Consider the following 13,187-nt stretch of genomic DNA (forward strand, 5'->3'; position numbering starts at 1 on the left):
TAAAAACAAGCTCTTCGTTTTATTGTTAAACAAACGTTGATGTATAAACTTTTCGTTGCGATATTTTTAATTAAACGTTTGTTTAAATGTTCTGCACATGTCTTCTGCCAATTTAATTAAACGTTTGTTTAAACGTTGACCAAATAAACAAGCTGACTGAATGCATCGTTTTCAGCCAGCTTCCACCGTTTACTGATGGACTAACTTAAGCCCCCTCTCAATTAACACTGGATATTCATCGTTTAATGGTTTAATTTCTTCTAGCTGTTCTATTAATATCTTTTGCTTTTCTCGTAAAATCCCTTTATCAGCTAACAGTTCAATAACCTCAATTCGTAGTAACCAATCATTTGGAAATTGCTTCGTTAACGTTTCAATGACATTTAACAATCCTTCTTGCAGACAAATGATATCGCTTTCATTTTCACGTAAGTCCCTGACTCTACCGTATAGCTCTTCAAGAGGTGTTAGCTCCTTTTGAACGAGAGGTTTTTGTTCGACTTCTTCGCTATCAGCAAAAAACTGTTCATGGTCAGCCGCGCCAGCAAAAACAGACGTGATTTTTTCACCGACAGCTAAATCATACGTACCCCAATCTGGCTCAAATAGTATTTCATTGTTTAGTGAAACCTTGCAGTTTACAAATTGGATTACGAGTAGTTTTCCGTTTTTCCGGAGAAAGTGTGTAGGAATTCCACACACGTTAACGCCACTCGTATAGTGCAGTGTCGATTGTTTTCCAATCTCAATGCCGTAGCTACTTAATTCATCATCTGATAAGTCCTCTAAAGGTTTTTCGACATTCACTAATTTCCCAATCGGTGCACCAAACCCGTGATAATGGATTTCCTTACCATGATTCGGTAATTGTATTCCTTCGTATGCTAATGCTGATGGTCCTTCTGTTTTCATGTAAATGGCCTCACCATTATTATCTTTCCAAATTTTAGTTAGTGTTCCTGTTAGCTGAAGACCGGAGCTGTATTCAAAAGTTGCTGTACGGTTTGAACGAATCGCCTTTTCTAAACTTCCGGTTCCGCCAACCTTAAAAGCCATCGTTTTGGAAAATTCCTTTACTGCTGCAATAAGCTGATCGAAGCTTTCACATACAAATAATTGTGGTTGCGGCTTTGTAATATCAAAACCCGTCTGAATGACCCGTTCTAAATCAAATGGAATTTTTTCTACCGAATCTGTTACACTATTTCGTCCTTCTTGTACAGAGGATAAAAGCCCTGCCCCATAAATTTTCGGATGATCCAACGATCCAATTAGTCCATATTCAACAGTCCACCAATATAAACGGGAAATTTGTTCTGCTTCTGACAATTCCGTTACAGCAGCTTGTTTTTCTTCAAAGTTTGCTTTTGCCTCTTCAATTTCTTCTTTTGTTGCCGTTCCACTTTCAAGTAAATTGGAGTACGTTCTAACGGCTTCAAATAACTCATGTTCTTCTTTTGTTGCTAAAGCTTTTGATCCAATTTCACCAAATACCTTTACATATTCAGAAAATGTTTCTTCACACAAAATCGGTGCATGCCCTGCAGCTTCATGTATAATATCCGGCGCTGGTGTGTATTGGATGTTTTCAAGCTTTCTTATATCCGATGCAATTGGCAAAATTCCGTGAGCTTGGAAGTCGAAAAACACAACACCTGGGATAAATCCGTCAATATTCGCAGCACCCCACCCAAACGGAGCTAACGCTTCATTCATTTCTTTCACATTAGGAATCTTTTCAATTCCGATGCCAGATGCTTTTAATCCAGATGTGTATGCAGGATGAGCGATATCTTTTAAGAAATTGTGGTTTTGCCTCATAACGTAGCGCCAAACCGCTTGGTCAATGGGCGTGTATTTATCATATTGTTGATCGACTACATATTTCTGTAAGTGTTTTGGAATCTTTTTTGCTTTCGCTTTCATTTCTCCCACTTTTTATCCACTCTCCTTTAATGAATAAATCTCCCCTCTAAAGAGACGTCACGTGATGTCTCTTTATTGATGACCCCCTCATTTAACTTCTCCACGAATTCCTTTAACACCTACTTTTCCATTATTAATTTTATTAAAAAAATCTGTCTGTTATTCTACAGAAGTCTTATCCGGCTAGTGGTGAAACACAGCATTTAACCCGCAAGTTAGGACCAATTTCACGCAAGTTATGAAAATAAAACGCAAATTATTAGCAAAATCCCGCAAGTTCTTAAAAAAACAGCGCAACCACTAAAAAAAGTGCAAATATAAATTCTAGCATTATACAAAAAAACTTGAACAAAGTCCAAGTTTTATAGTTTCTCTTTCTATTATCGGAAGTTCAGTCTCGTTTAGACCGTTATCGTAGTTTTTAAATGGAAATAATCCCTTAATCCAGAACGTTGTTTCATCATAATGAAAGAGTCTACTAACTCTGGATCGAAGTGTTTCCCTCGATTTTCTTTTAGATAAGCAAGTGCTTTTTCCGTGGACCATGCCTCTTTATACGAGCGTCTACTTGTTAATGCTTCAAACACATCGACAATGCCAACGATCCTTGCCTCAAATGGAATCTCTGTTTCTTTCAGTTTTTTCGGGTAACCCGTTCCATCCCATCTTTCATGATGGTGTAGAATGATATTTTCAGCGACTTTAAAGCTTTTTTTGAATAAGTTTAAATCGATGTCTTCCACAATCCTGCTCAACATATCTCCTCCACTTAGTGGATGAGTTTCGATAATCATTCGTTCATATTTCGTCAGTGCACCAGGTTTGTATAAGATCCCTTCAGGAATACTCGCTTTTCCGATGTCATGTAAAATACTAGCACTAATAATATTGTCTATATACTCCTTTTCTAATTTCAAATGTAATCTTTTATTATGAAAATGAATGAGCTCCTCTGTCAGCTTTTGTACCCTTAATAAGTGGACTTCTATATCTGGATCCCGAATCTCACACGAGATCGCTAGCATTTTTAAGATTTCCTTCTTCACCTTTCTCGCTTCTTCCTTCGAAACGTACGAACCTTCTTTTAATTTTTCTAATTCTCGAAAAATCCCTAAATAGTAAATGTCACCTTCTATTTCGATTGGTGTAATCGTAATCGAAGAATGCCAATGATCCCCACATTTTTTTTGATTAATAAAAACACCGGACCACGATTTATTTTGTTGCAAGTTTTCCTTTAATTGAACATATGCATTCGGATTGGTAAAACCAGATTGAAGAAAATTGGGGTTCTTTCCGTATGCAAAATCTTTCGTATAGCCTGTAACTCTCTCAAATGTTTCATTGACAGCAACAATTCTTTGATGACGATCTGTAATGATCACAGCATCTGCTAATAGTAAATAACCTTCTAATGCAGGATGTAAAGAAGCCAAAATAATTCCTCCAAACTTAGATAGTCTCAATAACATGATGTATTTTTGTGTTTTCCTTTTAACTTGGAAAATGAATAAGGCTTTTTTGTAAGATGACCCTCTATTTATATCCTTGTAATTAGGTTCATCACCGTAACTTGGGGGTGACATAAAAACCATCACTTAACATCTATTTTTGCATTCATAATTGCAAAAAAATGAGGAAATTGAAACGGGTACATATTTTTATAGAATTTATCACCCCCGACTTTTGGTGATGAGCCTGTATTTAACAATACTGGTACAATTATCTTACATTGAATTGACGACAATGAGAAGAAAATTAAAGATTTGTCATAAAACTGATGAAAACGATTACAAAGACTCAAGCACATTAAAGTTGATTTTTCGTATGTATAATTCGTTATCCTGCATGAAACAGAAATTTAATTAAACGTTTGTTTAAACATGATCGCTCTACTTACAAATAGGTCTTCTTGGATATAATTAAACGTTTGTTTAATTTTCAAACCGTTCTTACTATTGCGTTTCTGCTGCTTAATTAAACGTATATTTAACTTGTTTAAGATTCTTCTACTTCGATTCCACACATTTAATTAAACGTTTGTTTAACTTCTGAGCTACTCATAGTTTCCCTACACCACTCGCTTTGTAACCAAAAAAAATACCACCCAATCTATTTATCGGGTGGTATTTGCCTTTGTTTTAGCGTTGTTTAATTTCTTCTAATAAGAACTTGTTCACCATTTGCGGGTTCGCTTGTCCTTTTGTTTTCTTCATAATTTGTCCGACTAGGAAGCCGATCGCACGGTCTTTTCCGTTTTTGAAGTCTTCGATGGATTGTGGATTTTCGTCCAACGTTTCGTTTACAAGTTGGCGGATTGTGCCTTCGTCTGAGATTTGGACGAGTCCTTTTTCTTTAACGATTGTTTCTGCGTCTCCGCCTTTTTCCATCAGCTCTTTGAACACTTTCTTCGCGATTTTTGATGAAATTGTGCCTTTTTCAATAAGTTTAATCATGCCAGCAAGGCTTTCAGGTGTTAACGCAACATCTGTTAGCTCTTTTTGTTCCGCGTTTAAGTAGCCGGATACTTCACCCATAAGCCAGTTCGATGCAAGCTTCGCATCAGCGCCAGCTTCGACCGTTGCCTCAAAGAAATCAGACATTTCCTTTGTCAATGTTAAGACTTTTGCATCATATGCTGGTAAGCCAAGCTCTTCGATATAGCGCTTCTTCCTGACATCTGGAAGCTCAGGAATCGATGCACGAACACGCTCTTTCCACTCTTCATCAATATAAAGAGAAACAAGGTCTGGCTCAGGGAAGTAACGGTAGTCTTCAGAACCTTCTTTTACACGCATTAAGATTGTTTTACCTGTCGCTTCATCGAAACGACGTGTTTCTTGTTGAATGACACCACCAGATAATAGAACTTCTGCTTGGCGTTTTTCTTCATGCTCAAGACCTTTTCGAACAAAGTTGAAAGAGTTTAAGTTTTTCAGCTCTGTTTTCGTACCGAATGCTTCTTGACCGATTGGACGAAGGGAAATGTTTGCATCACAGCGAAGGGACCCTTCTTCCATTTTACAATCGGATACACCAGTATATTGAATGATTGATTTTAATTTTTCTAAGTATGCGTAAGCTTCTTCTGGTGTGCGAATGTCAGGTTCAGAAACAATTTCAATGAGTGGAGTTCCTTGACGGTTAAAGTCAACTAAGGAATATCCGTCACCAGAGTGTGTTAATTTACCCGCATCTTCCTCTAAATGAAGGCGCGTAATGCCGATCCGTTTTTTCTTACCGTCAACTTCGATTTCAATCCAACCATTTTCCCCAATTGGTTTATCATATTGCGAAATTTGGTATGCTTTCGGATTGTCTGGATAAAAATAGTTTTTGCGGTCAAATTTTGTATCTGTCGCAACTTCACAGTTTAAGGCCATTGCTGCTTTCATGGCAAACTCAACGGCTTCTTTATTTAGAACCGGCAAAACACCTGGATATCCAAGGTCAATAACCGATGTGTTTGTATTTGGCTCTGCTCCGAAGGCATTCGGTGAACTAGAGAAAATTTTTGATTTTGTCTTTAATTCTACATGGACTTCAAGTCCAATGACCGTTTCAAAGTTCATTCGTTCTCACCCCTTACAATTCCGGTTTTTGTTTATGGAAGTCTGTTGCTTGCTCGAACGCATGAGCAACCCGGTAAACCGTGCTTTCGTCAAAGTGTTTACCGATAATTTGTAACCCAAGTGGTAAGCCGTTTGCAAAACCGCACGGTACAGAAATAGCTGGCACACCTGCTAAGTTTACGTTAATCGTTAAAATATCGTTTGCATACATCGTTAATGGGTCATCGATTTTCTCCCCAATTTTAAACGCTGGTGTCGGCGTCGTTGGCCCGATGATCACATCATAATTGGCAAGAACATCTTCAAAATCTTTCTTAATTAATGTACGAACTTGCTGCGCCTTTTTATAATACGCATCGTAATAACCAGAGCTTAATGCGAACGTTCCAAGCATAATACGACGTTTCACTTCGTCTCCGAATCCTTCAGCACGTGTTTGCTTGTACATTTCGATTAAGTTTTCTGCATTATCTGTACGGTACCCGTAACGCACTCCATCAAAGCGTGCTAAGTTAGATGATGCTTCTGAAGAGGCTAATAAATAATACGTAGCGATTCCATATTTAGAATGTGGAAGTGATACTTCTTCCCACGTTGCCCCTAACCCCTCAAGTACTTTTAATGCATTTAAAACAGACTGGCGCGCTTCTTCACTAACACCTTCGCCTAAATATTCCTTTGGCACAGCAATTTTCATTCCTTTTACATCACCCGTTAAAGCAGCGATATAATCTGGAACATCTACATTAGCAGAAGTTGAATCCATTTTGTCTAATCCTGCAATGGCTTGCAGTAAATATGCATTATCTTCAACCGTACGTGTAATAGGTCCGATTTGGTCTAAAGACGAAGCAAAGGCCACAAGACCAAAACGAGACACACGTCCATATGTAGGTTTTAATCCAACTACACCACAAAACGCAGCTGGTTGTCGAATCGAACCACCTGTATCAGATCCGAGAGTAAAAGGAACTTCACCTGCTGCTACAGCTGCAGCAGACCCACCGCTTGATCCACCAGGAACTGTATCTAAATTCCACGGGTTACGCGTCTTTTTAAAGCCAGAGTTTTCATTGGAAGATCCCATTGCAAACTCGTCCATATTAATTTTCCCAATAGTTACAGCCTCAGCCTCGTGGAGCTTCTGCATAACGGTTGCGTCGTAAATCGGATTGAAGTTTTCTAAAATTTTACTTGCACATGTTGTACGTAAATCTTTCGTTACGATATTATCTTTAATACCAATCGGCATACCGAAAAGTAAACCGAATTCATCTTTGTTTCCGATTTGTGCATCAAGCTCTTTCGCTTTTTGACGCGCACGCTCTTCATCTAATGTTAAAAACGCATCTACTTTTCCGTCTACTTCGGCAATACGGCGATAGGATTCATCAACTAAATCAGATACCGTAATTTCTTTCCTATGTATCATTTCTTTTAACTCAGAAATTTTATGATCAAATAACGCCATGGTCAATCAGTCCCCTCCTTATTCGAGAATAGATGGCACTCGAACTTGTCCATCTTGATGATCTGGAGCATTTTTCAATACTTCTTCTCGTTCTAATCCTTGTTCAGGTACGTCTTCTCTCAAAATATTTTTCATATTTAATACGTGAGATGTCGGTTCAACATTTTCCGTATTTAATTCGTTTAATTGTTCAGCAAATGTAATAATCGCATCGAGCTGCGTTGTAAACATTTCCGCTTCTTCTTCAGTAATAGCAAGCCTAGCAAGATGTGCGACATGTTTTACTTGTTCTTTTGAAATGCGTGACATCATCCTTCACCTCCATCATATTCGAACAACTGCAATACTCTGATAATATCAGAATTTAGGCTGTTAAAGCAACTAACCTTCTTACATTTGTTCCTATAAAGAGAAACTTCATTCAGTGGGGTTTTTTTCATCCCCCACTGAATGTTAGTCCCTACGGGATGACCTAAAGGCCCTTGTGACCCACAGGATGTGGGTTACACAGACGTTGCCACAGGACGTGGCGCTCTTAGTCTGTGTTCATTTTTTCGGACCTTGTCCCCCACCTATTTTCTTTGCTTTACTACAGAATCTTGAGGTGGGGGTCTTACTGCCCGTTAAGAGTGGGATAAACAAGAACAAATACCGCCTCATAGTGCTGGCGGTATTTTAACGATGATCTTTATTCGATTTCTATTGATTTTCCACGTTTTTTCCGAAGACGAATTTTGAGAACACCGTCTTTATAGGTAGCCTTCATATTTTGATTTACTACATGTGTAGGGAGTTCTATTGTCCGTTTCGCCCCTCTTATTTTGCGCTTCGTGAGATATTCTTCTTTTTTTCCTTTTTTAACCGAAATCATTAATTCATTTCCTATTACTTTCACGTTTATATCTTCTTTCGGAATACCTGGTAGCTCTGCAGTTACTAAAAAATGTGTACTCGTTTCATATGTTTGGACAGGAAAAAAAGGCTCGACTAACTTATCACGAAAAAAATGATCAATCTCTGTTAGTAAAGTTCGTTGAGGATGTTTCGTAAAAAAATCATTTACTAATTTCATCGGTCCAACAGGTTCTTTTCTGAACTCCTCTGGCAATGGGTCTTCCCTCCTTTTTCCTTTCGTTACAATTCTGTCTGTACATCATATGTTTTCAAAAGGTAGTTTGCCTACACGTTTCATGCAATTGATCGATTGTTCTCGCCCATTTTCAATCTGCTCTATACATTTTTTTTAATGAAAATTCATTTCACGACAAAATATTGCATTCCCTTATTCACTTATGTTCCAATATTGATATTTATCTAAATATTTGTTAGTATAAAAAAGTCTCATTGTTTTAATCAATTAAACCGATAATGTAACCGCTTCCAAAATTATGTATCTCAAATTTTCCTATTTTATTAAAATGATAATTTGCTATTTTTTCTTAATTTTCTGCTTATTTCTATTATATGAAGGGGGAATATGATGCAATTTTATGAATTTATTTCTATATCTTTTTACTTCTTATTAATGTTAGCTATCGGGTTTTATGCATATAAAAAATCGACTGATGATTTGTCTGGTTACATGTTAGGCGGTCGTAAGCTTGGACCGGCGGTTACAGCATTGTCGGCAGGAGCTTCTGATATGAGCGGATGGCTGCTCATGGGGTTACCTGGCGCCATGTATGCATCCGGTATTTCAAGCATATGGATTGCTATCGGTTTAACGATTGGAGCTTATTTTAACTATTTATTAGTTGCACCGCGTCTTCGTGTTTACACAGAAGTCGCGAACAACTCCATTACGATTCCTGATTTTTTCGAAAATCGTTTTCAGGATGGATCAAAAGTATTACGTCTCGTTTCAGCTATTGTTATTTTTATTTTCTTCACTCTTTATACGTCAGCTGGAATGGTATCAGGCGGTACACTATTTGAATCTGCTTTTGGCCTCGATTATAGGCTTGGCCTTTTTGTCACCGCAGGGGTAGTTGTTGCCTACACATTATTCGGTGGATTTTTGGCTGTTAGTTTAACGGACTTTGTACAAGGTACCATTATGGTTTTAGCCCTTATCATTGTGCCAATTGTAGCTTTTACAGAAGTTGGGGGCGTTGAACCTGCATTTGCCGAAATCGAACGTTTAAATCCTGCTTACTTAGATATCTTTAAAGGTACTTCTATATTAGGTCTTATTTCTTTGTTTGCATGGGGACTTGGTTACTTTGGACAACCACATATTATCGTCCGCTTTATGGCAATTAACTCGATTAAAGAGTTGAAATCAGCCCGCCGCATCGGCATTGGTTGGATGATTTTAACGGTAGTGGGAGCCATGTTAATTGGTCTTATTGGAATTGCTTACATTTCTGAAAAAGGTTTAACACTTGATAACCCAGAAACCATTTTTATTAAATTTGCTGAAGTACTGTTCCATCCACTTGTTACCGGATTTTTACTTTCAGCAATTTTAGCCGCTATTATGAGTACGATTTCATCACAACTTCTTGTAACATCAAGTGCGGTTACAGAAGATTTTTACAAATCATTCTTTAAACGAAATGCCACTCAAAAAGAGCTTGTCATGATTGGTCGCTTAGCGGTATTAGGTGTTGCAATCGTTTCCGTATTATTATCTGTTAATCCAAACGACACGATTCTTGGATTAGTTGGATACGCTTGGGCAGGATTCGGTGCCGCATTCGGACCTGTTATTATTCTTAGCCTCCGTTGGAAGCGAATGACAAAATGGGGTGCACTTGCTGGAATGATTGTCGGTACAGCAACTGTTTTAATCTGGGCAAATACGGGATTAAGCGACGTACTGTATGAAATTATTCCTGGATTTATCTTAAGCTTCGTCACCGTTGTCGTCGTCAGCCTCATGACAAAAGAACCGGAAAAAGATATTACATCAACATTTGAACAAATGGAAGAAAAATTAGTAGAAGATTTAAAATAATGAATATGAAAAAAGGTGGTCAAATTGTAGCAATTGACCACCTTTTTTATTATTGATAAACATGAACAAACGGCTCTTCTTGACCCGGCTTTTTAATAATGACCGCTTCCTCTCCATTTGTGGAGGTTATGTTTACTTCTAAAGAAATATAGTCTTCTCGGTAATATTCCATGACCTTTCCAGCTAAGTATTGGGTAAATGCAATGACTTCTGTTTTACCATAAAATTGCATCGGGATGTCAATTTTCATTTGCCGAAGTTCATCATTTTGATAAAAGGCAATGCCTATTACACCTGTATAATTCGGGAAAAACTCTTCAATATCGCCCTTTAACAAATTAAAACGGTTCGCATCGTCTGGCTTTTTCTCACTCGCTTCTGATGACGGGAAGAAATAATATTTTTCATCAATGTTCGTCCATTTCCCAATTTTACTACTTCCCTTATCGACAACCGTTTTAGCGATGAATTGACCAGGTACAATGGATGATTTAGGTGCTTGAGCATAAATCGAAACAACGATAGGGACTTGGCTTAACCCTTCCATGCCACGAATACGATTGACAATTTCTTGTGCGTATTCTTTTCCTACCCTTTCTAGTGTATCTTTAGGAATTTCTTTTTCACGCGGGTATCCTTGTTCTGTTTTATAGTAGTGAACAGAATTCAGTGCAAGCCCAATGGATAGGCCACCTAGCTCCAATGATTTTTCATCTTTTTTCACTAAATAATCATGTTCCAAAATATGTGCTAAATAGATTGGGCTGTTTTCATTTCGTTCCGTTTCTGACCCTTTCTTTGACTTAGGTGGATTTAATCCTTCATTTTTAAAGTTTTTATCTTTTTTAAGCGCTTCTTCTAAATCTTTTCCTTCTTTTTTACGGGCCAACCAACTACCGACAGTCTCTCCATCCAAATACTGACCTTCTTTAAAATAATACTCGTCCGTTGGGAACGTATCCAATGCCATCCTCATGAGACCTGTTTCAAATTCATCGATATCGAGTCGCGTATTTAAATTACTTGCAACAAGTCCTCTTGCTTCACTCGTTTCGAACGGAACGAGCATTTTATGATTATCTTCCGAAATACTATATTTTGGAATAATCGCTGTTTCTTTTTCAGAATCATCCGACTCTTGCACAATTTCCTCTGGTTCTCCGATATTTGAGCAAGAAGCAAGCAATATGATACTTGCTATTACTCCGAAAAGTGCTTTTTTCAAGGTAATCTACCTCTCTTATGCATTAAATTCTTTTAACATTCGGGCTTCATCCCAAACTTCAACGTTCAACTCTTGAGCTTTCTTTAATTTACTTCCTGCAGCTTCACCCGCAATAACTAAATCTGTTTTACTACTAACACTTCCCGTTATTTTACCACCGCGAGCTTCAATCTCTGCTTTTGCTTCGTTACGGGACATGGATTCATATTTTCCAGTTAAGACAACCGTTTTCCCTGCAAAATACGAATCGGCCACATCAGCAATTGTCCGTTTCACCCCTTTAAAAGACATGTTTACACCTAGGGTTTTTAATTCCTCAATGAGTTCATTAACTTCAGCGCTTCTAAAATACGTTACAATCGAATCGGCCATTTTTTCTCCAATTTCATTGATTGCGATTAATTCTTCCTTTGTCGCACTTTGCAATCGTTCCATCGTTTCAAAGTGTTCAGCCAATGTTTTAGCTGCCTTTGCGCCGACATGACGGATACCTAAGCCAAATAGGAGTCGCTCCAGTGAGTTTTCTTTCGACTTTTCAATCGCATTCAATAGGTTTTCCGTTGACTTTTCACCCATTCGCTCTAAGTTTAAGAGTTGCTCCCGTTTTAGCTTATATAAGTCAGCTACATCATCAATAAGCTTTTCATTGAATAGTTGTGTAATGACACGCTCTCCTAGCCCATCAATATTCATTGCATTACGTGAGACAAAGTGAATAAGACCTTCACGAATTTGTGCAGGACATTTCGGATTCACACAGCGAAGCGCTACTTCGCCTTCAATACGGACTAACTTACTTTGACATTCTGGACATTCTGTCGGCATGTGAAAATCCATTTCGTCACCAGTTCGGTTGTCTACTAATACATTCACGACTTCAGGAATAATGTCTCCGGCTTTTTTAATGACAACGGTATCCCCGATTTTAATATCTTTTTCTCGAATTAAATCTTCGTTATGCAGCGATGCTCGTTTAACTGTCGTTCCGGCCACTCGAACAGGCTCAAGAAGGGCGGTAGGCGTTAAAACCCCTGTACGACCTACGGTTAATTCAATATCTATGAGCTTTGTTACCACCTCTTCAGCCGGGAATTTGTACGCAATCGCCCAGCGTGGACTTTTTGCAGTATATCCGAGCTTTTCTTGTTGCTGTAAATTGTCTACTTTCACAACGAGACCGTCAATTTCATACGGCAACTCTGGACGTTTACGAAGATATTCATCTAACATAGCAATCACTTCATCGATCGTTTGACACACTCGACGCTCTTGATTTGTTCTAAAGCCAATCTCATCTAATAATTTGAGGCCTTCACTATGAGAAGTGACACCTATTTCGCCAATGTCTGCAATACTATAGACGAAAATATCGAGATTTCGTTTCGCAGCAATTTTCGGATCTAATTGACGTAATGAACCCGCTGCTGCATTTCTTGGATTGGCAAAAGGCTCTTCGTTTTCGTTTTTCCGATCATTATTCAGTTTCTCAAACGACTTTTTTGGCATATACGCTTCGCCGCGCACTTCCATTGTCCATTCTTTTTTTAAACGTAACGGAATAGAGCGAATCGTTTTTAAGTTTTCTGAAATGTCCTCCCCCGTAAATCCATCTCCACGAGTAGCTCCTTGGACAAACAAACCGTTTTCATAGCGAAGGGATACTGCTAAACCATCAATTTTTAGTTCGACCGTATATTGAACATCCTCACCTACTGCTTGTCTAACGCGGCGATCAAAATCGCGTAAATCTTGTTCATTAAAAGCATTGCTTAAGCTTAACATAGGAATGGTATGCTCGACTTTTTGGAAAGAGTCGAGCGCTTGTCCACCTACACGCTGTGATGGGGAGTCTGTTGTTTTTAATTCCGGAAATTGTGCTTCAAGCTCAATTAATTCTCGCATTAACTTGTCATATTCTGCATCTGGGATCGAAGGAGAGTCCAGCACATGGTATTCATAGTTGTATCGATTTAATAGCTCGTGTAGTTCCTTTACACGGCTCATTGCAGTCTCTTTTTCCATTATGTCATCCCT

General features: G+C 38.2%; 9 protein-coding genes. 1 reads left to right on the forward strand and 8 read right to left on the reverse strand.

All coding sequences use genetic code 11. From position 1 onward, the window contains the following. Positions 1-189 precede the first annotated feature (189 nt). The 6 genes from MLD65_RS05935 to MLD65_RS05960 all read right to left on the reverse strand — a co-directional run bounded on the left by MLD65_RS05935 (position 190) and on the right by MLD65_RS05960 (position 8,077). Complete coding sequence (locus MLD65_RS05935; RefSeq protein WP_243291018.1) at positions 190-1,926, reverse strand: aromatic amino acid hydroxylase; 1,737 nt, start codon at positions 1,924-1,926, stop codon at positions 190-192. Between the two features lie 401 nt (positions 1,927-2,327). After that, on the reverse strand, positions 2,328-3,362 hold the full coding sequence (locus MLD65_RS05940) for an HD domain-containing phosphohydrolase (RefSeq protein WP_243290965.1): 1,035 nt from the start codon (positions 3,360-3,362) through the stop codon (positions 2,328-2,330). Between the two features lie 705 nt (positions 3,363-4,067). After that, positions 4,068-5,498: an Asp-tRNA(Asn)/Glu-tRNA(Gln) amidotransferase subunit GatB gene (gatB, locus tag MLD65_RS05945; RefSeq protein ID WP_243290966.1), complete on the reverse strand. Its 1,431-nt coding sequence runs from the start codon at positions 5,496-5,498 to the stop codon at positions 4,068-4,070. 13 nt (positions 5,499-5,511) lie between these two features. Next, positions 5,512-6,969, reverse strand: coding sequence for an Asp-tRNA(Asn)/Glu-tRNA(Gln) amidotransferase subunit GatA (gatA, locus tag MLD65_RS05950; RefSeq protein ID WP_243291019.1), 1,458 nt, complete (start codon positions 6,967-6,969; stop codon positions 5,512-5,514). Between the two features lie 18 nt (positions 6,970-6,987). Beyond that, a complete protein-coding gene (gatC, locus tag MLD65_RS05955) occupies positions 6,988-7,278 on the reverse strand; it encodes an Asp-tRNA(Asn)/Glu-tRNA(Gln) amidotransferase subunit GatC (protein WP_243291020.1) in 291 nt (96 codons plus the stop codon). A 379-nt stretch (positions 7,279-7,657) separates the two neighbouring features. Then, entirely contained in the window at positions 7,658-8,077 is a 420-nt protein-coding gene (locus MLD65_RS05960; RefSeq protein WP_243290967.1) for an Hsp20/alpha crystallin family protein, read from the reverse strand. 372 nt (positions 8,078-8,449) lie between these two features. Between MLD65_RS05960 and putP the strand changes: the two genes are divergently transcribed. Then, positions 8,450-9,928 (forward strand): sodium/proline symporter PutP, encoded by a 1,479-nt coding sequence (gene putP, locus MLD65_RS05965; RefSeq protein WP_243291021.1) that lies wholly within the window; start codon positions 8,450-8,452, stop codon positions 9,926-9,928. Between the two features lie 49 nt (positions 9,929-9,977). On the opposite strand, the gene MLD65_RS05970 is transcribed toward putP, so the two are convergent. Together MLD65_RS05970 and ligA are read right to left on the reverse strand one after the other, a co-directional pair. Then, positions 9,978-11,153: a CamS family sex pheromone protein gene (locus MLD65_RS05970; RefSeq protein WP_243290968.1), complete on the reverse strand. Its 1,176-nt coding sequence runs from the start codon at positions 11,151-11,153 to the stop codon at positions 9,978-9,980. A 15-nt stretch (positions 11,154-11,168) separates the two neighbouring features. Beyond that, positions 11,169-13,175, reverse strand: a complete 2,007-nt coding sequence (ligA, locus tag MLD65_RS05975) for an NAD-dependent DNA ligase LigA (protein WP_243290969.1) — start codon at positions 13,173-13,175, stop codon at positions 11,169-11,171. Positions 13,176-13,187: the final 12 nt, after the last annotated feature.

The sequence above is a fragment of the Bacillus sp. FJAT-47783 genome, from assembly GCF_022808615.1.
Taxonomy (GTDB): Bacteria; Bacillota; Bacilli; order Bacillales; family Aeribacillaceae; genus Bacillus_BZ.

What these genes read in the sequence shown, in the direction of transcription:
- MLD65_RS05935 (WP_243291018.1), bottom strand. Translation starts at nt 1,926, where the DNA reads ATGAAAGCGAAAGCAAAAAAGATTCCAAAACACTTACAGAAATATGTA.
- gatC (WP_243291020.1), bottom strand. Translation starts at nt 7,278, where the DNA reads ATGTCACGCATTTCAAAAGAACAAGTAAAACATGTCGCACATCTTGCT.
- gatB (WP_243290966.1), bottom strand. Translation starts at nt 5,498, where the DNA reads ATGAACTTTGAAACGGTCATTGGACTTGAAGTCCATGTAGAATTAAAG.
- gatA (WP_243291019.1), bottom strand. Translation starts at nt 6,969, where the DNA reads ATGGCGTTATTTGATCATAAAATTTCTGAGTTAAAAGAAATGATACAT.
- putP (WP_243291021.1), top strand. Translation starts at nt 8,450, where the DNA reads ATGCAATTTTATGAATTTATTTCTATATCTTTTTACTTCTTATTAATG.
- ligA (WP_243290969.1), bottom strand. Translation starts at nt 13,175, where the DNA reads ATGGAAAAAGAGACTGCAATGAGCCGTGTAAAGGAACTACACGAGCTA.